The organism is Micromonospora sp. bgisy143, assembly GCF_057708145.1.
Genome location: NZ_JBYIRN010000006.1, coordinates 147685 through 168295 on the forward strand (window position 1 = coordinate 147685; position 20611 = coordinate 168295).

The following is a 20611-nucleotide window of genomic DNA, read 5'->3' on the forward strand; positions in this document are numbered from 1 at the left end:
GGACGCGCTGGTATCGGACACGCCGACGACGGGCCCCACACCGGACGCGCGGGGATCGGCCGCACCGGCGGCCAAGCCCGCCCCGGACGCGCTGGTGACAGTGGTCGGGCTGGACGCCGCCGGGGCTCCGCCGCACCCCGCCCTCGCCCCCGCACTGACCGGCGCGGGCCTGGTGGTCGGGGCGGTCCGGCACCTGGCCGCGGTGCCCGTACCGGCGAGCGCGCAGACCGTCGTCCTCGGGCCGCTCGCCCCGGCCCTGCGCCGGCTGGTTGACGCCATCGCCAGCGGGGTGCCGGCCGTCGTGCTGGCCAGCGGGGACCCCGGCCTGTTCGGGATCGTCCGGCGGCTGCGCGCGGCCGGGCTGCCGCTGCGGGTGGTGCCGGCGGTGTCCAGTGTGGCCGCCGCGTTCGCCCGCGCCGGACTGTCCTGGGACGGCGCCGCCGTGGTCACCGCGCACGGCCGTGACCTCCGACCGGCGCTGAACGCCTGCCGGGCGTTGCCGCTGGTCGCGGTCCTCACCGCGCCGGGCGCCGGTGCCGCCGAGCTGGGCGCGGGTCTGGTCGGCTGGCCCCGTCGCCTGCTGGTCGCCGAACACCTCGGCACCGACGCCGAACGGGTCCACGTGGTGACCCCCGCGCAGGCCGCCGCCGGCACCTGGCCCGACCCGCACGTCCTGCTCAGCATCGCCGAGCCGCCGCCCACCCCGCCCGCACCCGTCGTGCCGACCGCGAAGCCGCTGCCCGTCCCGCCCGCACCCGCCGTGCCCGTCCCGCCCGCACCCGCCGTGCCCGCCCTGCCCGCACCCGCCGTGCCCGCCCTGCCCGCACCCGCCGTGACCGCGCCGCCCGCACCCGCGCCGCCCGCGCCCGCCGCCACGCCGGTGACCGTCGTGCCGACGGTGCCCGCCGTGCCCGCGCCCGACCCGGTCGCGGTCGGTGGGATGCGCGTCGACAACCAGCCGGCCGCCGCGCCGGCCGGTGGTTGGGCGCTGCCGGAGAGCCGGTACGCCCACCGCGACTCCATGATCACCAAGTCGGAGGTGCGGGCCCTGGTCGTCGCGCGGCTGCGTCCCCGACTGGGCCGGCTCGTCTGGGACGTCGGCGCGGGCAGCGGCTCGGTCGGCATCGAGTGTGCGCTGCTCGGCGCGGCCGTGCTCGCCGTCGAGCAGGACCCGGCGTCCGCCGCGACGATCCGGGACAACGCCGCCACACACGCCGTCGACGTGCGGGTCGTCGTCGGGCGCGCCCCGGCGGCGCTGGACGGGTTGCCCGAGCCGGACGCGGTTTTCGTGGGCGGCGGTGGCGTCGACGTCCTCGCCGCCGTGCTGGCCCGTCGGCCCGCACGGGTCGTGCTCACCCTGGCCGCGCTGGACCGCGTCGCGCCGGCGGTGCACCTGCTGCGCGCCGCCGGCTACTCGGTCGAGGGCAGCCAGCTCGCCGCCGCCCGCCTCGCCGACCTGCCCGGCGGCTCGATCCGACTCGCGGCCACCAACCCGGTGGTCGTCCTCACCGGGGAGCGCCCGTGAACGACACCACCCCCGCCCGGATCGGCCTGGTGGCGGCCACCGCAGCCGGCCGCCGGCACGCCGACATCCTCGCCGCCGCCTGGCCGCACGCCCGGCCGGTCGAGGCCGCCAGCGTCGCCGACGCGCTACGCGCCGCGTGGGCCGACTGTGACGCGGTGGTCGCGTTCCTGGCCACCGGCGCGGTGGTCCGCGTCCTCGCGCCGCTGCTCGGCGACAAGCGCACCGACCCGGCCGTGGTGGTCGTCGACGAGGCGGCCCGGCACGCGGTGGCGCTGCTGGGCGGTCACGCCGGTGGCGGCAACGACCTCGCCGAGCGGGTCGGCGCGCTGCTGGACGCCCGACCGGTGGTCACCACGGCCACCGACGTGGTCGGGCTGCCCGGGCTGGACACCCTCGGCTGGCCCGTGCAGGGCGCGGTCGCCGCGGTGTCCCGGGCCATCCTGGACGGCGAACCGGTCGAGCTGGTCGCCGACGCCACCTGGCCGCTCCCCGCCCTCCCGCCGAACGTGCGTGTCGTCCACCCCGACGCCACGGCCGAGGGCCGCTACCGGCTGCTGGTCACCGATCGGGTGGTGCCGACCGACGCGCGGACCGCCGTGCTGCGCCCGCCGTCGCTGGTCGCCGGCGTCGGGGCGAGTCGGGGCGTACCGGCCGCCGAGGTGGCCGAGTTGCTGCACCGGGTGCTGGCCCAGGCCGGCCTCGACCCGGCGAGCCTGCGCTGCCTGGCCAGCGCCGACATCAAGGCCGCCGAGGCGGGCATCCGCAGCACCGCCGACACGCTTGGCGTACCCCTGGTGACCTGGCCTGCGGCGCGCCTCGCGGCGGTCGACGTGCCGCACCCCAGCGAGGTGGTCCGGGCCGCGGTCGGCACGCCGAGCGTGGCGGAGGCCGCGGCGCTGCTCGGCGCGGACGGCCGGACCGACGACGCGACGCTCCTGGTGGGCAAGACCGCGACGGCGATGGCGACCGTGGCGGTGGCGCGGCACGCGCCACGCGGCCGGCTCGCCGTCGTCGGCCTCGGGCCGGGCGCGGCCGACCTGCGCGCCCCGCGCGCGGCGGCCGAGCTGCGCCGCGCGTCGGTGGTGGTGGGCCTGGACCAGTACGTCGACCAGGTCCGTGACGTGCTGCGGCCGGGTACCCGGGTGCTCGCCAGCGGACTCGGCGCGGAGGAGGCGCGGGCCCGCGCCGCCGTGGCCGAGGCCGCCGCCGGCCGCGCGGTCGCGCTGATCGGGTCCGGCGACGCCGGGGTGTACGCGATGGCCAGCCCCGCCCTGGAGTACGCCGACGAGCGCATCGACGTGGTGGGTGTGCCCGGGGTGACCGCCGCCCTCGCCGCCGGTGCGCTGCTCGGCGCGCCGCTCGGCCACGACCACGCCTACGTCAGCCTCTCCGACCTGCACACGCCGTGGGAGGTCATCGAGCGGCGGGTGACCGCCGCCGCCGAGGGTGACTTCGTGACCGTCTTCTACAACCCGCGCAGCCGGGCCCGGGACTGGCAGCTCGGCAAGGCGCTGGGGATCCTCGCCGCGCACCGGCCGTCGGACACCCCGGTCGGTGTGGTACGCAACGCCAGCCGCCCCGGCGAGCGGGTGCACCTGGCGACGCTGGCCACGCTCGACCCGGCCATCGTCGACATGTACAGCGTGGTCGTGGTCGGCAACAGCGACACCCGGCTGGTCGCCGGGCGGATGGTCACACCCCGGGGGTACCGGTGGCGCTCGTGACGATCGACGCCTGCCAGGGCTGCGGCGCGTGCCTGCGCACCTGCCCCACCCACGCGATCCGGCCGGTCGCCGGCGGCCTCACGGTACGCGCCGACCGCTGCACCGGCTGCCTGGAGTGCCTCGAGATCTGCCCGGTCGACGCGATCCGCGTGACCGCACCCGAGCACAATGGAGGGACCCGATGAGCCGGGCCGTGCACCCGATCGAGGTCGAGTCGTACCGCATCCTGCGTGAGCGCGTCGACCTGTCGCACCTGCCGCCGCTGAGCCGCGCGGTCACCGAGCGGGTGGTGCACGCCAGCGCCGACCTGGCGTACGTCGACGATCTGGTCTGCGACGAGGCGGCCCTCGAATCGGGGTTGGTCGCGCTGCGCGCGGGCGTACCCGTGGTGACCGACGTGGCGATGGTCGCCGCCGGCATCACCCGGGCCGGTCTGGAGCTGGTCTGCCCGGTCGCCGAGCCGGCCGCCGCCGAGCTGGGCCGCGCGGCTGGCATCACCCGCTCGGCGGCGGCCGTACGGATCGCCCTGGACCGGGTCGGTCCCGGCGCGGTCTGGGTGGTCGGCTGCGCGCCGACCGCCCTGGTCGAACTACTCACCCTGGACGCCGCGCCGGCGCTCGTCGTCGGTCTGCCGGTCGGCTTCGTGGGCGCCGCCGAGTCGAAGGCGGCGCTGCGGGCCAGCGGCCTGCCCGGGGTGTCCAACGTGGGCGAGAAGGGCGGTTCGGCGGTCGCCGCCGCCGCCCTCAACGCCCTGCTCTACACCGAGGAGAAGTCATGACCGGTCTGGTCATCGTCGGGCACGGCACGCGCAGCGCGGCCGGGGTCGACCAGTTCGCCGCACTCGTGCAACGGGTCCGTCAGCGTGCGGACATCGGCGACGTCGAGGGCGGCTTCATCGAGCTGTCCCGCCCGCCGCTGACCGACGCCGTCGGCGCGCTCGTCGCGCGTGGACACCGCGCCCTCGTCGCGCTGCCGCTGGTGCTCACCGGCGCCGGGCACGGCAAGGGCGACATCCCCGCCGCCATGGCGCGCGAGCAGCAGCGGCACCCCGGGCTGACCTACCGCTACGGGCGTCCGCTCGGCCCCCACCCGTTGCTGCACACGGCCCTCGAGGAGCGCATCGACGCCGCGCTGGCGGGCGCCGACCGGGCCGGCACCTGGGTGGCGCTGGTCGGACGGGGGTCCACCGACCCGGACGCCAACGCCGAGGTCGCCAAGGTCGCCCGGCTGCTCTGGGAGGGGCGCGGGTACGCGGGCGTCGAGCCGGGGTTCATCTCCCTCGCCGAGCCGTCGGTGCCGGCGGTGCTGGACCGGCTGCGCCGGCTCGGCGCGCGGCGGATCGTCGTCGCACCGTACTTCCTGTTCGCCGGGGTGCTGCCGGACCGGATCGTCGCCCAGTCGGCCGAGTTCGCCGCCGCGCACCCCGACCTGGACGTCCGCGTCGCCGAGGTGATCGGCGACTGCGACGCCCTCGCCGACCTGGTGCGCGAACGCTATGACGAGGCGTTGGGCGGGGACATCCGGATGAACTGCGACACCTGCGCCTACCGGGTGCTGATGCCCGGCTTCGCGGACAAGGTGGGCCGCCCGCAGCAACCGCACGACCACCCCGACGACCCGGTCGGCCACCACCATCACCACCATGGGCACGGGGTGATCGCGGTGGCCACCGGGCCGTAGGTTCACTCGCTGCGGGCCGTCTCCGGACCGGTGACGCGTTCCAGCAGCGGCATGGTCGAGGCGATCACGCCCAGGCAGGCGGCCAGGCCGATCACGACGATCACGGCGAAGCGCGGCGGCGGCGCGACAAGCGTGTAGCCCATCTGTGCCCGCAGGAAGAGGTGCGCCGCGAGCAGGCCCATCCCGATGGCGACGGCGGTGACGGCGAGCATCGGTACGGCGCTCTCCAGCGCGACGACCCGGCGCAGCATCCGTACCGGTGCGCCGCTGAGGCGCAGCAGGCTGAACGGCCGCCGCCGTTCGGTCAGGCCGCCGATCACGCTGACCGCGAGGCTGCACCCGCCGAGCGCAAGGCTGGCGATGATGACGACGTTCGCCAACTGCTCCCAGCCGCGCAGCGTGTTGGAGAAATTCGTCTCGTAGTCGCCGGGCACGTTCGGCCCCACCCAGAAGGTCGGGAAGGCGATCTCCAGCACGGTGCGGACCCGCTCGACGGCGGCGGCGGAGCCGTCCGTGCCGACGACCATCGCCCCTACCGGTAGCCGTTGGAGGTCGTCGAGGGTGAGCGACGCGGCGGGCCAGACCGTGGCGGACGACGCTGATTCCCGCCAGCGGCTCAGGCCGTACGGCACCTCGATGACGCTCGCGCCGTCGGCGCACCGGCCGTACGCGCTCGGCAGGTCGGCGCAGGCGATCACGCCGACCTCGCCGGAGGCCGTCACCTGCGGGTTCTCCCGGATGGCGGTCGCGGACCGCACCCCGTTTATCGCCTTCAGGTCGGCGAAGAGGGTGTCCGGCACCGTGGCCCTCTTCTCGTCGAAGACGGTGGTCACCGTGCTGGCGTCGGTGGAGCCGACCGGGGCCGGGCCGCGTTCGTCGACGATCGTGGTGATCACACCGACGGCGACGCTCGTGACGAACAGCGCGAGCATGATCCCGCTGATCGCCCGGAAGCCGGCCTTCGGGTTGTCCGCGAGCCGCCGGGCGGCGATGAGCGTGGCCGGGCGATCGGCACGCCGGGCCAGGATCCGCGCGCCGACCATCGTCAGCCACGGTCCGGCGACGACCAGGCCGGCCATGATGAGCAGCAGACCGGGTAGGAACATCGCCGTCTGCCCGTCGGCGGTCGCGGGCCGATAGCCGAGGGCGGCCACCAGCACGGCCACTCCGGCGAGTGCCGGGATCAGCCGGTACGCGCGCGGCGCCCGTGGGGTGACCCGCCGGGTGACGCCCAGCGGCGAGATCCGTACGCGGCGCAGCGAGATCCGGGCGGCCACCGCCGCGCCGGCCGGTACGCCGAGCGCCACGGCCAGGATGTCCCACACCCCGAGCGACAGGTCGCCGGGGAAGAACGGCATGCCGGTGAACGGGATGGCCGCGAGTGGGTCCCGGAAGGCGAGGAACAGGCCGAAGCCGACGGCGGTGCCGGCGACGGCCGCGACGGCCGACTCCACGGCGGCGACCGTGGCGATCTGCCGGGGCGTCGCGCCGACCAGGCGCATGGCGGCGAAGCGTTGCTCCCGGCGGGCGGCGCTGAGCCGGGTGGCGGTGCCGATGAAGATCAGCACCGGGAAGAGCAGCCCGCCGGCGGCCACCCCCAGGATGAGGTTCACCGTGGTCTCGGGGAGTGCGGGCGTCTCGCCGACGCTGCGGACCTGCCTCGCGTTGGGCAGCGCGGAAACCTGCTCGGGTGTGCCGCCCACGATGGCCAGGAGGGTGTCCGGTGAGGTCAGCCCGGCCGGGCCGACCACGCCGACGTCACGCCCCGGGTAACGGTCGGCCAACTCGACGGCCGGGTGGGCGGCCAGCAGGTCACGCAGCGCGGGCGAGGCGTAGAACTCGCCCGGCCCGGGGGTGCCCGGGACGCCGACCGGGACGGGCGCGCTCGGCCCGCCGGCGGCCACGTCGATCCGGATGATCTGTCGACCCTGGAAGTAGTCGTCCCGGGTCGACCACCAGAGCGGGTCGGCGGCGCCACCGCCCACGTCGCTGGGGTAGATCGACGCGTACCGGGTGAGCTGGGAGTTGGTGGCGTTGACCCCGGCCAGGGTGGCCAGCAGCAGCCCGCTGCCGACCGCGACGGCGGCGGCGATGACGAGCAGGCGGGTGAGCGCCTCCCGGCCGCCCGCCACGGCGAGGCGCAGCGCGAAGCCGATCACGACGCGATCCGCTCCGGCGCGGTGACGCGCCCGTCGCGGACCATGACCTCGCGGTCGGCGTACGCGGCGATCCGGGGTTCGTGGGTCACCAGGACGACCGTGGTGCCCTGCTGCCGGGCCGCGTCGACGAGCAGGTCCATGACGTGCTCGCCGGTGAGGGAGTCGAGCGCGCCGGTCGGCTCGTCGGCGAAGAGCACCCGCGGCTCGGCGACCAGACCGCGGGCCAGGGCGACCCGCTGCGCCTGCCCACCGGACAGCTCACCCGAGCGTCGCTCCTGGAGGCCGTCCAGGCCGAGGCGCGCGAACCAGGCTCGCGCCCTGGCCAGCGCCGGTGTCCGGCGCACGCCGCTGAGCAGCAGCGGCAGGGCGACGTTCTCGACCGCGGTCAGCTCGGGGACGAGTTGACCGAACTGGAAGACGAAGCCGAAGCGGTCGCGGCGCAGGCTGCTGCGGGCGGTCTCGGCCAGGGTGTCGACCCGCGCCCCGTCGAAGAGGATCTCGCCGGCGTCGGGCACCAGGATGCCGGCCAGGCAGTGCAGCAGGGTGGACTTGCCCGAGCCGCTGGGGCCCATGACGGCGACGATCTCACCGGCGTCCACGGCGACGCTGGCGCCGCGCAGGGCGGGTGTCTGTCCGAACGCGAACGTCACGTCGCGGGCCTCGATGACGGCGCTCACGGCCGTACCTCCTTGCGTAGGGCGTCCAGGCGGGCGCCGGTCATCTCGATCCATCGGAGGTCGGCCTCCAGGTGGTACAGGCCGTGGTCGGCGAGCAGCGCGTCGACCAGGTTGCCGGCGCGCTTGATCTCGGTCAGCTCGCGCATCCGGCGCAGGTGCGCGCGGCGCTGGGTGTCGAGGTACTCGTCGGCCGGACGGTCGGTCATCAACGCGAGCACGACCTTGGCGAAGAGCACCGTCTGGAGGTGCGGCTCCGGGTCGACGGGCTGGGTCAACCACTGCTCGACCTCGGTCGCGCCCCGGTCGGTGATGACGTAGCGCTTGCGGTCCGGGCCGGCGCCGGGTGCGACGTCGCTGATCACCACCTTCCCGTCCCGGGCCAGTCGGCTGAGGGTGGAGTAGACCTGGCCGAACGGCAGCGGCTTGCCCCGGCCGAAAAAGGCGTCGTAGTCGCGCTTCAGGTCATAGCCGTGGCTGGGCTCTCGTTCGAGGAGGCCGAGCAGGGTCAGTGGCACGCTCATGCTGAGGAGAGTACACCGAGGGTATACCTCGCGTATATACGCTCGGGGTGTTCGTCATCGCCCCCTGGTCGGGGTCCGTTGGAGGAGGGGTCAGGCCGTCAGGGCGTGGGTCAGGACGTAGCCGGCGCTGGCCGCGGCGAGCCCTGCGGCGACGCTGCCCGCCACGTTGGCCAGGGCGAGCAGCCGACGGCCGCCCCGGGCCAGCCGCAGCGTCTCGTAGCTGAACGTGGAGTAGGTGGTCAGCGCTCCGCAGAATCCGGTGCCGAGGAGCGCGCTGGCCGCCGGCCCTGCCGGTACGCCGACGAGAGCGCCGAGCAGCAGCGAGCCGACCACGTTGACGGTCAGCGTGCCCCACGGGAACGCCGAGGTGTGCCGGGACTGCACGGCCCGGTCGGTGAGGTATCGCAGGGGCGCGCCGACGGCCGCGCCCAGGGCGATGAGCAGAACGGTCACCGGGCCGCCCCGCCGCGCAGGAGTCGACCGGTGACGGCGTCGCCAAGCGCGACCGCGACGAGCGCCCCGAGCAGCGTGGCGGCCAGGTAGGCCAGCGCGGTGCCCGGAGCGCCCGCGATCAGCGCCTGCTGGATGTCGACCGCGTAGGTGGAGAAGGTGGTGAAGCCGCCGAGGATCCCGACCCCGAGGAACGGGCGCGCGAGCGGGTGGCCGCCACCGAGGTGCCCGAGCGTCGCCATCAGCACGCCGATCAGCAGGCAGCCGGTCGTGTTGACGCCGAAGGTGGCCCACGGGAAGCCGGTCGGCGGGTGCGGGGCGAGGTGTTGCAGGCCGGCCCGGGCCAGCGCGCCGAGCACACCACCGGTCGCGATGGCGGCGAGGACGGTCGCCGGGTGCGCGGTCAGCTCACCCCGGTCGGCGGGGACCCGCAGGTCGACGTCGGGGTCGGTGCGCGGGTCGAGTGGTTCTGCCACGGGTGCTCAGCGTACTGTCGCCGGTCGGGCCTCAGCGCACTGCCGCCGCTCCCTGCTTCAGCGTACGGCCACGACGGCCGCGTCCACGCCGCCTCGCCAGAGGGTGCCGACCTCGGTGAAGCCGGCCGCCGTGAGGGCGGCCAGGTGCCAGGAGACCGGGGGGTTCCACTCGGGGCTGTGCCCGGTCGGGTAGATGCTCTGCCGCTGGGCGACCAGCGGGGCGAGCGCGGGGTCGGCGCCGGCCCGGGCCCACCAGTCCGACCAGGACAGCACCGAGCCGGCGGCGTAGCGGGCGTCGCGCCGCTCGCGCGCCCGGTCCAGCAGCCGCTTGGTCAGCTCCGGGAGCGCGTCGTCGGGCATGTGGTCGGCGTTGACGAGGACGCCACCCGGGCGCAGCACGTCGCGCAGCTCGGCGTAGAGCTGCCCGAGCCGGTCGGCCGGCAGCCAGTGCAGGGCGGTGGCGGTCAGGACGGCGTCGTACTCCCGGTGGGGGAGCGCGGCATGCCAGTCGGGCGCGCCGAGGTCGCTGGTGACGATGGTGGCGCGACCGCCCAACGTGGCGCGGGCGATGGCGAGCAGCGCCGGGTCGAGGTCCACCACCGTCACCTCGGCGGCGGGGAAGCGGGCCAGCGTGCGCAGCGAGATGGTTCCGGTGCCGCCGGCCAGGTCGAGCACGCGCGGCGGTCGGCCGTCGACGACCGCGTCGGCGGCGTCCAGCATGGCGGTGAACCGGTGTTCCCGGTCCGGCAGGTACGCCTCCTGCTGACGGTCCCAGCTCTCCTGCCACGCCCACGGATCGGTGATGTAAGGACTCATAACGAGGAGGCTAGTTACCGCGCCGGAGCGGTGTCCAGACCTTGTTGCACATATTTTGCAATTGCGAGAAGATGGCAGAGCGATGATCGAAGCGACGCCGGGTCGGGCCGACGCCTGACCCGGCGTCGTCGTGTCGGCGGTCGGAGCGTGCCCCGGCCAGCTCCGCGTCGGCCGCCCGCTGACCGGCGGGTCAGCCGGGCGGCGACCGGCGTACGGTACCGGCAGCCCCACCGGGACCGCCGCACCAAGGAGGCACGCGATGCAGGACCGCACCCCGTCACCGGAGGAGCTGGAGCCCATCGAGCGCGCCGGCGTGGACGAGCTGCGCGCCCTGCAACGCGATCGGCTGCGCTGGTCGTTGCGGCACGCGTACGACAACGTGCCGCACTACCGCCGGGCCTTCGACGCCGTCGGCGCGCACCCCGACGACTGCCGCGACCTCGCCGACCTGGCCCGTTTCCCGTTCACCGGCAAGGCCGAGCTGCGCGAGAACTACCCGTTCGGCATGTTCGCCGTGCCCCGGGAACAGGTGGCTCGCCTGCACGCCTCGTCCGGCACCACCGGCCGGCCCACCGTGGTCGGCTACACCCGGGACGACCTGCGTACCTGGGCCCGGTTGATGGCCCGGTCGATCCGCGCCTCCGGCGGACGGCCCGGTGACCGGGTGCACGTCGCGTACGGCTACGGACTCTTCACCGGCGGGCTCGGCGCCCACTACGGGGCCGAGGAGCTGGGGTGCACGGTCATTCCGGTCTCCGGCGGCATGACCGAGCGGCAGGTCATGCTGATCCGCGACTTCGAGCCCGAGATCATCATGGTGACGCCCAGCTACATGCTCGCCATCGTCGACGAGATGCGGCGCCAGGGCGTCGACCCGCGCGCCACCTCGCTGCGGGTGGGGATCTTCGGCGCGGAGCCGTGGACCGAGGACATGCGCCGCGAGATGGAGCACCACCTCGACATCCACGCGCTGGACATCTACGGCCTCTCCGAGGTGATGGGCCCGGGCGTGGCGACCGAGTGCGTCGAGACCAAGGACGGGCTGCACCTCTGGGAGGACCACTTCTATCCGGAGATCATCGACCCGGTCACCGGCGCGGTGCTCCCCGACGGCGAGCAGGGCGAGCTGGTACTCACCTCGCTGACCAAGCAGGCGATGCCGGTGGTGCGCTACCGCACCCGCGACCTCACCCGGCTGCTGCCCGGCACCGCCCGTCCCATGCGGCGGATCGAGAAGATCACCGGCCGGACGGACGACATGATGATCGTGCGGGGGGTGAACGTCTTCCCCACCCAGATCGAGGAGCTGATCCTGCGGACGCCCCAGCTCTCGCCGCACTTCCAGTGCGTCCTCGACCGCCGGGGCCGGCTGGACACCCTCACGGTACGGGTCGAGCGGCGCGCCGACGTGCCCGCCGACGCCGCCGAGCGGGCCGGCGTCGCGCTGGTGGAGCTGGTGAAGAACACGATCGGGGTGAGCGTGGCCGTGGACGTGCTCGCCCCGGACGCGGTGGAGCGGTCGATGGGCAAGATGCGCCGCATCGTCGACCAGCGCGGCGCCGGCTGACCCGCCGGTCACCGGGACATCGGTCCGACCGGTGTCGACATAGGATCGCGGCCATGCGTGTGCTGGTGGTCTCCGCCCCGCTGGTCGGGCACGCCTTCCCGCTGGTGCCGCTGGCGGTCGCGCTGCGCGACGCCGGCCACGACGTGGTCCTGGCCACCGGTGGCGGCGCGCTGACCGCCGCCGACGCCGGGCTGGCCGTACACGACATCGCGCCGGGCTTCGACTTCGGCCGGATCGCGCTGCGGGTCTTCCCCCGCCACCCGCTGATCGCCCGCGCCGAGCTGGCCGGCACCGCGGGCACCCGGGGCGCGGGTCTGCTCTTCGGCGCGCTCAACGACCAGCTCACCGACCCGGTCGTCGCCCTGGCCGAGCGATGGCGACCGGACCTGGTGCTGCACGAGCCGTTCGCGGTCGCCGGGGCGGTGGCCGCCGCCCGGCTGGACGTGCCGGCCATACGGCAGGAGAACAGCCTCTTCGACGGCCGCGAGCTGGTCCGGGCCACCGTCGCCCGGCTCGACGCCGCGCTGCGCCGGCACGGCCTGACCGGGCTGCCCGCCCCGGCCGCCGCCCTCGCCGTCGCGCCGCCCAGCGTCGCGACCCAGCACGGTTGGCCGATGCGCCACACCTCCTACGTCGGCGGCGGCACGCTGCCGGCCTGGCTGCGCGAGCCGGGTCCGCGACCGCGCATCCTGGTCACCCGCAGCACCCTGACCGGTCCCGGGGACCGGGGTCCGATGCCCGCCGTGGTCGCGGCCGCGCCCGACGTGGACGCGGAGATCGTGCTGGTCCGACCCGACCGACGTACGACGGCCCGACCGTTGCCGGCCAACGTCCGGGTGGTCGACTGGATCCCGCTCGACGAGGCGTTGCCGGCGAGCGCGGCGCTGGTCCACCACGGCGGCGCGGGCAGTGCGCTCGGCGCCCTCGCCGCCGGCCTGCCGCAGCTGGCCGCCACCGGGCCGGGGGACCGGCGGCACAACGCCGATCTGGTGGCCCGCCGGGGCGCCGGTATCGCGTCGCGCCCCGCCGACATCACCGCGCGCACCCTGACCCGGCTGCTCACCGACGAGACGCTGCGGACCGCAGCCGTACAGGTCAGCCAGGAGATCGCCGCGATGCCGCCGCCGTCGGCCCTGGTCGCCCGGCTGGCGGCCCTGGTCTGAGCCCACCCCCGCGTGTCCCCGCCGGTCGGCGGCCCGGCGGCGGCAGGATGACCGGATGCGACACGTCGTGCTGTTCCACTCCGTGTACGGGCTGCGGCCGGCCGTCCGCGCCGCCGCCGACCGGTTGCGCGCCGCCGGGCACCAGGTCACCACCCCCGACCTGTACGGCGTCCCCGCCGCCGACACCGTCGAGGAGGGCTTCGCCCTGCTCGACAAGATCGGCCACGAGGTGGTGCTCGACCGGGCGCGCGCCGCGCTGGGCGACCTGCCGCCGCAGGCGGTCCTCGCCGGCTTCTCGATGGGCTCCGGGGTGGCCGGGGCGCTGCTCGCCGAACGCCCCGACGCCGCCGGCCTGCTCCTGCTGCACGGCACCGGCGGCGCGCCGGACGTGGTCCGGCCCGGCCTACCCGTGCAGTTGCACGTCGCCGACCCGGACCCGTACGACGCGCCGGACGAGGTGGACGAGTGGCAGCGGACGATGACCGCCGCCGGCGCCGACCTGACGGTGTTCCGCTACCCCGGCGTGGGCCACCTGTTCACCGACCCGGATCTGACCGAGTACGCCCCGGAGGCCGCCGCTGCGGCCTGGCCCCGGGTGCTGGCCTTCCTGGCCGACGCCTGACCGCGCCACCCCCTCGTCGGCATGGTCGCCTGCACCAGCCGACCGTTCACCTCGCGTTCGCGCCGATGCGCGGAGGCGTGGCCGTGCCGTGGACGCGCTTGGCGTACGTGCGGTAGAGGCGTGGTGCGATGATCGGCATGAGCAGCCGTGCCGGCAGCGGGGCGTGCGAGAGCACCGCCTTGATCACCGCAGGGTCACCCTCGTACATCCCCATCCCGAAGATCAGCGGCAGGTCCTTCTTGGGGGTGTCGTTCAGCCCGTGCTCGCCGAGCTTGGCCCATTCGGCCGCGGTGACGTACCGCTGCGCCAGCGGCAGGATCTCGGCCTCCTCCAGGGCCATGTGCTCGACGGCCGCAGCGCGCAGCTGCTCCATGGCGTCGGCCACCGCCGCGCCGTCCTGTCCGGTGTGACGCCATGCGGGGAGCAGGGCGACGACCGCCTCGTACGCCTGCTCGATCGCGTGGTGCTGGGCCTGCATCGCGGGAACGACGGCCGCCGCCTCCGCGCCACCGCGCTCGGCGAGCAGCGGCCAGAGGAACAGGTCCTCGCCCTCGTGGTGCAGGTGCAACTGCCGGCACAGGAGCGCGGCGTGGGCGCCGACGAGGTCCGCGCGCTTCGCGTCCCCCGGCCGTACGCCGCGGACGAGCTGAGGGAGCAGGCCGAGTTCGCGACGGAACATGATGTGCACCATGTACATGTCGCGGACGTCGGCCATCGCTTCCTGGTGGGTCTGGTTCACGGTGCCCTTTCCAAGGGTTCGGTGGGTCGAACAGGACGATCATTCGCGCCGCCACTTGACAACCACTTGAAACCCACTTGGAGAACCGGTGCCAGTCAGCCGGCCAGCGCCGTCGTCGCCTGGGTCAGCCAGTGCGGCGACCCCCATCGGCGGGCCAGGGTGGCCGCCAGCTCGAAGTGCCGGACCGCCTCGTCAGTGCGACCCGTCAGCCGGAACAGCTCCCCGAGGGTCAGCGCGACGGGTCGCACCACGGCCGCCGTGGTGGAGAGCCCGGCCAGTTGATCACGGAACGGGAGCAGCGCGTCGATCACCGGCTGCGCCAGATCCCGCCGGCCCAGCGCCACGATGACCATCGCCCGTACGCTCAGCAGGGACGACTGGAAGTAGTCGGGGCGGTAGGTGTGCCGGCCGATCGGCATGGCCCGGGCCTCGTCCACCCGACCGCTCTCGATCAACGCCAACGCCAGCAGGTCGTCCACGATCGGCCCCAGCGACGGCCGCATCCGGCGGGTCGCCTCCACGTGCTCGCCGAACCGGCCCTGGCTCATCAGCAGGGTCGCCACGGCGAAGTAGTGGAAGGCCTCGGCGTGCAGCGATCCCTGCCGCCGCATCTGCTCGGCGACCTCGTCGTAGTGCCGTCGCGCGGTCCCGAAGTCACCGGCGACGTGCGCCAGCACGGCCAGGGAGCACAGGTGGAGAACCTGGGCCTCCTTGAGCTGGTACGTCTCGGCCAACCGGCCCTGCCGGACGACGCTGGCGGTCAGCTGCTCCGGATCGTTGAGCGCGGCGGCGCAGTGCCCGACCAGCTGCTCGGCGACCCAGCGCCAGGTCACCAGGCCGTGCGCGTCGGCCAGGTCCCGCAGCTCCCGCGCCAGCTCCAGGCGCTGCGGCGCCGCCAGCTCGTAGTTCAGGGTGCGGGCCCGGGCGGCCAGGCCGAGGGCCCGTAGCTCGGGGTCGTCCAGCCGCCGGGCGATCGCCAGGGCCTCCCGGCCGGCCGCCACGCCGCGCGGGTCCGCCTCACCGTCCAGCTCGGTGGCGAGCGCGTCCAGCAGCCGGCACCGGGTGACCGGGTCCAGGTGGTCGGTGCGCAACAACCGCGTGAGCAGTTCGACGGCGGTGTGGTCCACGGCGCCGTACTGGTGGCGCAGCCAGGGGCTCGGGACGGTCCACGCGGTGAAGGCCGCGACGAGCAGCTCGTCGCGGCCGGCCGCGACGGCGATGTCCACGGCCCGGGTCCGGCTCTGTTGGGCGGCGGCCACGGCGCCGGCCCGGGCCTGGGCGCGCAGCAGCCGGCCCAGCAGGTCGACCCGGAGCGCGTCCCGGTCCCCGGGCACCGACGCGGCGGCGTCGACGGCGTTGTCGAGCAGTTCGATCGCGGTGTCGTACGCGTACCGGCGTTCGGCCAGCTCGGCGGCGCGGACGGCGTACTCGACGGCCAGCGGCGCGGTGTCCGGCGACGCGGCACGCGAGTAGTGGTACGCCAGGGCCGGATAGTCGTCCGGGTGCAGCCGGCGGGTGACGGCCGCGATCCGGGCGTGCAGGCGGGTGCGACGTAGCTGCGGCAGGTCGCGGTAGATGGTGTCGCAGACCAGACCGTGGACGAAGCGGACCCGTCCCGGCGCCGGCTCGGTGAGCAGTCCGGCGCTCAGCCCGGCTTCCAGCCCGCCCAGCACGACGCTCTCGTCGCTGCCGGCGGCGTCGACGAGGGTCCGTACGTCCGCCTCCCGCCCCACGGTCGCGGTCAGGCGCAGCACCGACACCGCTGCGGACGGCAGATGGGCGAGTCGCCGGCGCAGCACGTCGCGGACACCCTCGGGCACCTCCGAGGTGGCGACCAGGGTGCCCTCGGCGGCGAGCAACCGGGCCGACTCGCGGACGTAGAACGGGTTGCCGCCGGTGCGTTCGGCCAGCGCGGCCACGGTGTCCGGGTCGACGGTGGTCCGGGCCAGCGCGCCGAGCAGCCGTTCGACCTCGGGTGTCGTCAGACCGCGCAGCGCGATCCGGTGGGGTGACCGGCGGGCCAGGACGGCCATGGTGTCGGCGAGTCGTTCGGTGTTGTCGGCGGGTCGTAACGCCGCCACGAACAGCACCGCGCCCACGGTCGTCCCGGTCACGCTGGTCAACAGCAGCAGCGTCTCGGCGTCCGCGGCGTGCAGGTCGTCGAGCACGACGGCGACCGGCCGGCCGGCGGCCGCGGCGTCCAACCAGGCGGCGACGGCACGGTGCAGCCGGAACCGTCCGGCGGTGACGTCCCCGCCGAGGTCCCCGTCACCCTCGGCCAGCAGCGGCGCCAGCGCCGGCGCGAGCGCACCGGGCGGCGTCTCGCGGGCGAGCTGGCGCAGCGCTTCGACCCACGCCCAGGCCGGTGGGGCGCCCTCGACCTCGGGGCAGCGGCCCAGGGCGACCAGCCAGCCGGCGGCGGTCAGGTCCTCGGCGAACCGGCTGAGCAGCCGCGTCTTGCCGGCGCCGGCCTCCCCGCTGACCAGCGCGACGCGCGGCCCACGCGCCCGCGCCTCGGCGGCTGCCTGCCCGAGAGCCGCGAGTTCGGCCTCCCGCCCGACGAACGTCTCCTCCGGCCGTCCGGCGTCCGCGGGCGTCGTCGCGGCAGCCGGCGGGAGCAGGTCCAGGCGTTGGCCCAGGATCGCGGACTCGACCTCGGCCAGCGCCGGCCCCGGGTCCAGGCCGAGCTGGTCCGCCAGGGTCGCCCGGGCCCGCCGCAGCGCGGCGAGGGCGTCCCCCTGCCGGCCGGTCCGCCACAACGCCAACGCCAGCAGCCGCCAGCCCTCCTCCCGCAGCGGCGCCTGGCGGGTCAGCGCCTCGGCCTCCGGCACCGCCTCGGCGGGGTCACCGCCGCGCACGGTCACGTCGACCAGCAGCTCCCGGGCGACCAGGCGCAGCTCCTGAAGCCGCATGACCTCCGGCTGCGCCCACGGCTCGGCCGCGAACTCGGCGTACGCCGGGCCGCGCCACAGGTCGAGCCCGGTGCGCAACAGCCGGCGTGCGTGCTCCGGGTCGGTGCTGCCGACCGTACGGGCCTCGGTCAGCAGCGACTCGAACCGGCCGGCGTCGACGGCGTCGGCCGGCACCCGCAGGGCGTACCCGGGTGGCACGGTGACCAGGTACCGCGCCGGCGCGCGACGCTCGCGGGTCGGCTCCAGCACGCGCCGCAGGTGTGAGACGTACGCCTGGAGGGAAGCGATCGCCCGTGGCGGCGGATCCCCCCGCCACAGCAGCTCGATCATCCGGCCGACGGAGACGACCTCGCCGCGGGCGGCCAGCAGCAGCGCGAGCACGGCGCGTTGACGGGGGCCGCCGAGGTCGGTCGGTCCGCCGGTGTCGACGTCGACCTCGAGCGGCCCGAGCACCCGTAGCAGCATGACTGCGTCAATCCTAGTCACCGGCGTCGGGCGATCCGCCGTCCCCACCGAACCCCCGGGACTCCGTTACGGTGGGGCACCGTAACGATCCATGGGGGTACGGCTGTGGCGACGACCGCCTTCGACGAGCACGAGCGGCGGCGGTGGGCCGGGCGGGCGGTGGCGTTCGACGGCAGTTTCGCGCTGCTGTGCGCGCATCCCGCCCGATCGTTGCTGGACGCCGCGGGCGTCGGCGTCGGCAGCCGGCTGCTCGACGTCGGCACCGGATCGGGGACCGTCGCCGCTCTGGCGTGCGTGCGCGGCGCGCGCGTGGTGGCGGTCGATGCGGAGCCCAGCATGGTGGACCTGGCGCGCCGTCGCCTTCCGGACGCCGAGCAGGTACGCCTCGCGGCGCTGCCGCGCCTCCCGTTCGGCACCGGCCGGTTCGACGCGGCGGTGGCGAACTTCGTGATCAACCATGTGGGCGATCCGGCCGCCGCGATCACCGAGCTGCGGCGGGTCGTGCGGTCCGCGGGTCGGATCGCCGTGACGACGTGGCCGCACCCGCCGCCGCAGGCGCAGCGGCTGTGGGGCGAGGTGTTCGCCGCCGCCGGGGTGGCACCGGCCGCGCCCGTGCCGACGGTCGACCCGGACCGGAACTTCCCCCGTACCGTGCAGGGGTTGGCGGGCCTGCTCGACGCGGCCGGCCTCGCCGACGTGCGCTGCGAGACGGTCACCTGGGTGCACCGCACCAACCCCGAGGCCTGGTGGAGCGGCCCGGCGAACGGCATCAGCGGACCGGGGCTGGTGATGGAGGCCCAGCCGCCGGCCGTGCTCGCCCGCATCCGTGCCGCCTACGACGAGCTGACCGCCGCCTACCGTGGCGCGGACGGGCTGCTGGCCCTGCCCACCGCCGCGCTGCTGGCGTCGGCCTCGGTGCCGTAGCACGGCGGCCCGCCACCGCCGGGGACGTCGCCGTCAGGCCGAGGCGGCCAGGTCGCCCGGGGAGAGCGTCACCGCCCGGCCCGCCGTCAGGCCGAGGCGGCCAGGTCGCCCGGCGCGAGCGTCACCGGTAATCGGAATCCGGTCCGGACGCCGCTCGCGCGGATCGCCGCCCGGTTCTGGCCGACGGACACCTGCATGCTCGGCCGGGTCGGCGGCCCGTCGGCCCCGGTGACCACGCGTAGTCGGCGACGGACCGGCGGGCGGTCGACCGCACCGGTCGGCGCGGCGGGCCCGGCGGCCGGGGCGGCCCGGAGCGGCCGGAGCACCGGCGGGCGGTTCGGCGTCGCCACCGCCGGGGTGGACACGCGCCGCTGCTGACCGGCTGCCGGCAGCGCCACGAGAGCGCCGGTGGCGTCGGACGCCGCACTCGCGCCGGCCCGCCTTCTGAGCACGGCGCGCATCGCGTGGGGAAGGCGCTCGGCGGCGACCTGACGCAGCGCCGGCGCGACGAACGCGTAGCCACGGGCGCGGTCGTCGCGCAGCAGTCCGGCGGAGACGAGGGCGCGCAGCAGGGGAGCGGACCGCCCCGGCACCCACCCGAGAGCCCGGTCGACGGTCGAGCCGGAGAGCGGACCGGTGAGGGTGCCGGCGGCCATCAGCACCGCCCGGCCGTCACCGCCGAGCCGGTCCAGTTCGGCGCTGGCACTGCGACGTACCGGCTCGGGCAGAGTCACCGGGTCCGCGCCCGACGTGATCGAGGCGACGTACGCGGCAGCGTGCCCGGGCCGGCCACCGACCAGCGGTAACAGTCGGTCGACCAGGGCCACCGGCTGCCCGGCGCGGGCCAGCAGGTGACGCAGCAGGCGACCGGACTGGACGGCGGCCAATGGGCGGATCGGCACCCGCCGGGCCGGGCCCGGCCGGGTGTCGGCCCACTGCGGCTGGTGCACGGTGAGCACAGCCAGCGGCACGCCGCGCGCCGTGGCCGCGCCGAACAGGTCGTGCAGGAAGCGGCTCACCGCCGGAGCGGCACGGTCCACATCGTCCACCGCCACCACCAGCGGCCGGTCGGCGGCCAGCCGCAGCAGGACGTCGCGGCAGAGCGCGGCGGCGGCCACCGCCTCGGCCGAGGCGTCCGGGTTGGCCAACAGCCCGTGCAGCGCCGGCACCGCCGCCGCGACGCGGTCCGGCGGGTACAGCGGCGTCAGAGCGGCGGTCAGGCGGGCGCGGACCGCCGCCGGGCCGTCGCCGGGACGGATTCCGGCCAGGACGCGGACCAGTTCGGCGACCGGAGCGAGGACCTGATCGGGGTACGGCGGGCAACCCACCACGCACCAGCGCACCGGTACCCCGTCCACCGTGCGCAGCGTCCGGCTCAGCTCGTGCAGCAACCGGCTGCGGCCGCTGCCGCTCGGGCCGACGAGGGAGACCCACAGCGGTTCGCGTGCCCGCAGTGCCCCACCCACCTGCTCGCCGATGCCGGCCAGTTCGCGGCGACGCCCGATGAGTGGACCGTCGTGCCGGTCCGCGCCAGGTCGGGCGGGACCGGTGGCGTGCCACACGGGCATCGGCGCCAACCGGCCGGCCACCGGCATCGGCGCGAGTTGACGCTGGACGATGAGTCCGGCGGTGGCCCGCGCGGTGGCCGCGCACAACGCGACGCCGCCCGGTGCCGCGTACCCCTGTAGGCGGGCCGCGGTGGTGATCACCGCGCCGCTGGCCACGCCGTGGCCGCCGCTGACCGCGTCGGCCAGGTCGACCACCACCTCGCCGGTGGCGATGCCGACGCGTACCCGCAGGGTGATGTCGCCGAGGATCGGCCGGCGGTCCAGCGCGGCCTGGATCTCCAGCCCCGCCCGCACCGCCCGGTACGCGTCGAAGCCGTCGGAGTGCCGTGCCCCGAACAGCGCCATCACCGCGTCGCCGACGTACTTCTCGACCACCCCGTGCCAGCGGCGCAGCACCCCGGCGACCCGCTCGAAGTAGGCCCGTTGCAGCGCCCGGACGTCCTCCGGGTCGAGCTGGTCGACAAGTGCCGTGGAGCCGACGATGTCGGCGAAGAGCACGCTGACCGTGCGTCGTTCCTCGGGCACCGGCCAGTGTGGGCGGTCGGTCCGTGGCGGGTCGGCGACGATAGTGATCATGGGTGGCGCACCCGACCTTCCCAGGTGATGGGCTGATGACCCTCGGA

The 20611-nt window shown here is 75.7% G+C and carries 16 protein-coding genes and 2 pseudogenes; 9 read left to right on the forward strand and 9 right to left on the reverse strand.

Annotated elements, in window-relative coordinates; genetic code table 11:
* Nucleotides 1-94: 94 nt before the first annotated feature.
* The 5 genes and pseudogenes from cbiE to AC3EN4_RS11020 form a co-directional block, all read left to right on the forward strand.
* A pseudogene (cbiE, locus tag AC3EN4_RS11000) lies at nucleotides 95-1525 on the forward strand (precorrin-6y C5,15-methyltransferase (decarboxylating) subunit CbiE); the annotation flags it as partial.
* On the forward strand, nucleotides 1522-3249 hold the full coding sequence (gene cobJ / locus AC3EN4_RS11005) for a precorrin-3B C(17)-methyltransferase (RefSeq protein WP_435205828.1): 1728 nt from the start codon (nucleotides 1522-1524) through the stop codon (nucleotides 3247-3249). The pseudogene cbiE and the gene cobJ, both read left to right, overlap by 4 nt.
* The gene (locus tag AC3EN4_RS11010; RefSeq protein ID WP_435205829.1) at nucleotides 3237-3434 is read left to right on the forward strand and encodes a DUF362 domain-containing protein; all 198 of its coding nucleotides are present in this window, start codon (nucleotides 3237-3239) and stop codon (nucleotides 3432-3434) included. The genes cobJ and AC3EN4_RS11010 overlap by 13 nt, the downstream gene beginning before the upstream one ends.
* Nucleotides 3431-4027 (forward strand): precorrin-8X methylmutase, encoded by a 597-nt coding sequence (locus tag AC3EN4_RS11015; RefSeq protein WP_435205831.1) that lies wholly within the window; start codon nucleotides 3431-3433, stop codon nucleotides 4025-4027. The genes AC3EN4_RS11010 and AC3EN4_RS11015 overlap by 4 nt, the downstream gene beginning before the upstream one ends.
* Nucleotides 4024-4908, forward strand: a pseudogene (locus tag AC3EN4_RS11020) (sirohydrochlorin chelatase); the annotation flags it as partial. The gene AC3EN4_RS11015 and the pseudogene AC3EN4_RS11020, both read left to right, overlap by 4 nt.
* A 23-nt stretch (nucleotides 4909-4931) precedes the next feature.
* On the opposite strand, the gene AC3EN4_RS11025 reads toward AC3EN4_RS11020, so the two are convergent.
* From AC3EN4_RS11025 to AC3EN4_RS11050, 6 genes are all read right to left on the reverse strand, one after another.
* Nucleotides 4932-7088, reverse strand: coding sequence for an ABC transporter permease (locus tag AC3EN4_RS11025; RefSeq protein WP_435205832.1), 2157 nt, complete (start codon nucleotides 7086-7088; stop codon nucleotides 4932-4934).
* The gene (locus AC3EN4_RS11030) at nucleotides 7085-7765 is read right to left on the reverse strand and encodes an ABC transporter ATP-binding protein (protein WP_435205833.1); all 681 of its coding nucleotides are present in this window, start codon (nucleotides 7763-7765) and stop codon (nucleotides 7085-7087) included. The genes AC3EN4_RS11025 and AC3EN4_RS11030 overlap by 4 nt, the downstream gene beginning before the upstream one ends.
* Nucleotides 7762-8286 carry a PadR family transcriptional regulator gene (locus AC3EN4_RS11035; RefSeq protein WP_422740425.1) on the reverse strand — a complete coding sequence of 175 codons (525 nt, stop codon included), beginning with the start codon at nucleotides 8284-8286 and terminating at the stop codon, nucleotides 7762-7764. The genes AC3EN4_RS11030 and AC3EN4_RS11035 overlap by 4 nt, the downstream gene beginning before the upstream one ends.
* Before the next feature lie 90 nt (nucleotides 8287-8376).
* Entirely contained in the window at nucleotides 8377-8739 is a 363-nt protein-coding gene (gene crcB, locus AC3EN4_RS11040; protein WP_435205835.1) for a fluoride efflux transporter CrcB, read from the reverse strand.
* Nucleotides 8736-9212: a fluoride efflux transporter FluC gene (locus AC3EN4_RS11045; protein ID WP_435205836.1), complete on the reverse strand. Its 477-nt coding sequence runs from the start codon at nucleotides 9210-9212 to the stop codon at nucleotides 8736-8738. Before AC3EN4_RS11045 ends, crcB begins: the two co-directional genes overlap by 4 nt.
* 57 nt (nucleotides 9213-9269) lie before the next feature.
* Nucleotides 9270-10028 (reverse strand): class I SAM-dependent methyltransferase, encoded by a 759-nt coding sequence (locus tag AC3EN4_RS11050; RefSeq protein WP_435205837.1) that lies wholly within the window; start codon nucleotides 10026-10028, stop codon nucleotides 9270-9272.
* A 259-nt stretch (nucleotides 10029-10287) separates the two neighbouring features.
* On the opposite strand from AC3EN4_RS11050, the gene paaK reads away from it, so the two are divergent.
* From paaK to AC3EN4_RS11065, 3 genes are read left to right on the forward strand one after another with little or no spacing between them, the layout of a single operon-like run.
* Nucleotides 10288-11595, forward strand: a complete 1308-nt coding sequence (gene paaK, locus AC3EN4_RS11055; protein ID WP_435205839.1) for a phenylacetate--CoA ligase PaaK — start codon at nucleotides 10288-10290, stop codon at nucleotides 11593-11595.
* Nucleotides 11596-11648: 53 nt separating this feature from the next.
* The gene (locus AC3EN4_RS11060; protein ID WP_435205840.1) at nucleotides 11649-12758 is read left to right on the forward strand and encodes a nucleotide disphospho-sugar-binding domain-containing protein; all 1110 of its coding nucleotides are present in this window, start codon (nucleotides 11649-11651) and stop codon (nucleotides 12756-12758) included.
* A gap of 55 nt (nucleotides 12759-12813) precedes the next feature.
* Nucleotides 12814-13380, forward strand: a complete 567-nt coding sequence (locus tag AC3EN4_RS11065; protein WP_435205841.1) for a dienelactone hydrolase family protein — start codon at nucleotides 12814-12816, stop codon at nucleotides 13378-13380.
* 46 nt (nucleotides 13381-13426) lie between these two features.
* Here the strand turns inward: AC3EN4_RS11065 and AC3EN4_RS11070 are convergent, their stop codons facing one another.
* The gene (locus AC3EN4_RS11070) at nucleotides 13427-14119 is read right to left on the reverse strand and encodes a hemerythrin domain-containing protein (RefSeq protein WP_435205842.1); all 693 of its coding nucleotides are present in this window, start codon (nucleotides 14117-14119) and stop codon (nucleotides 13427-13429) included.
* A 95-nt stretch (nucleotides 14120-14214) separates the two neighbouring features.
* Nucleotides 14215-17496, reverse strand: a complete 3282-nt coding sequence (locus AC3EN4_RS11075; protein WP_435205843.1) for an ATP-binding protein — start codon at nucleotides 17494-17496, stop codon at nucleotides 14215-14217.
* A gap of 105 nt (nucleotides 17497-17601) precedes the next feature.
* Here AC3EN4_RS11075 and AC3EN4_RS11080 point away from each other — a divergent pair, with 105 nt between their 5' ends.
* Entirely contained in the window at nucleotides 17602-18420 is an 819-nt protein-coding gene (locus AC3EN4_RS11080) for a class I SAM-dependent methyltransferase (protein ID WP_435205844.1), read from the forward strand.
* Nucleotides 18421-18506: 86 nt separating this feature from the next.
* Here AC3EN4_RS11080 and AC3EN4_RS11085 read toward each other — a convergent pair whose 3' ends face one another.
* Nucleotides 18507-20564, reverse strand: coding sequence for an AAA family ATPase (locus AC3EN4_RS11085; RefSeq protein ID WP_435205845.1), 2058 nt, complete (start codon nucleotides 20562-20564; stop codon nucleotides 18507-18509).
* Nucleotides 20565-20611 lie beyond the last annotated feature (47 nt).

What these genes read in the sequence shown, in the direction of transcription:
- AC3EN4_RS11015 (WP_435205831.1), top strand. Translation starts at nt 3,431, where the DNA reads ATGAGCCGGGCCGTGCACCCGATCGAGGTCGAGTCGTACCGCATCCTG.
- AC3EN4_RS11035 (WP_422740425.1), bottom strand. Translation starts at nt 8,286, where the DNA reads ATGAGCGTGCCACTGACCCTGCTCGGCCTCCTCGAACGAGAGCCCAGC.
- AC3EN4_RS11050 (WP_435205837.1), bottom strand. Translation starts at nt 10,028, where the DNA reads ATGAGTCCTTACATCACCGATCCGTGGGCGTGGCAGGAGAGCTGGGAC.
- paaK (WP_435205839.1), top strand. Translation starts at nt 10,288, where the DNA reads ATGCAGGACCGCACCCCGTCACCGGAGGAGCTGGAGCCCATCGAGCGC.
- AC3EN4_RS11060 (WP_435205840.1), top strand. Translation starts at nt 11,649, where the DNA reads ATGCGTGTGCTGGTGGTCTCCGCCCCGCTGGTCGGGCACGCCTTCCCG.
- AC3EN4_RS11065 (WP_435205841.1), top strand. Translation starts at nt 12,814, where the DNA reads ATGCGACACGTCGTGCTGTTCCACTCCGTGTACGGGCTGCGGCCGGCC.
- AC3EN4_RS11075 (WP_435205843.1), bottom strand. Translation starts at nt 17,496, where the DNA reads ATGCTGCTACGGGTGCTCGGGCCGCTCGAGGTCGACGTCGACACCGGC.
- AC3EN4_RS11085 (WP_435205845.1), bottom strand. Translation starts at nt 20,564, where the DNA reads ATGATCACTATCGTCGCCGACCCGCCACGGACCGACCGCCCACACTGG.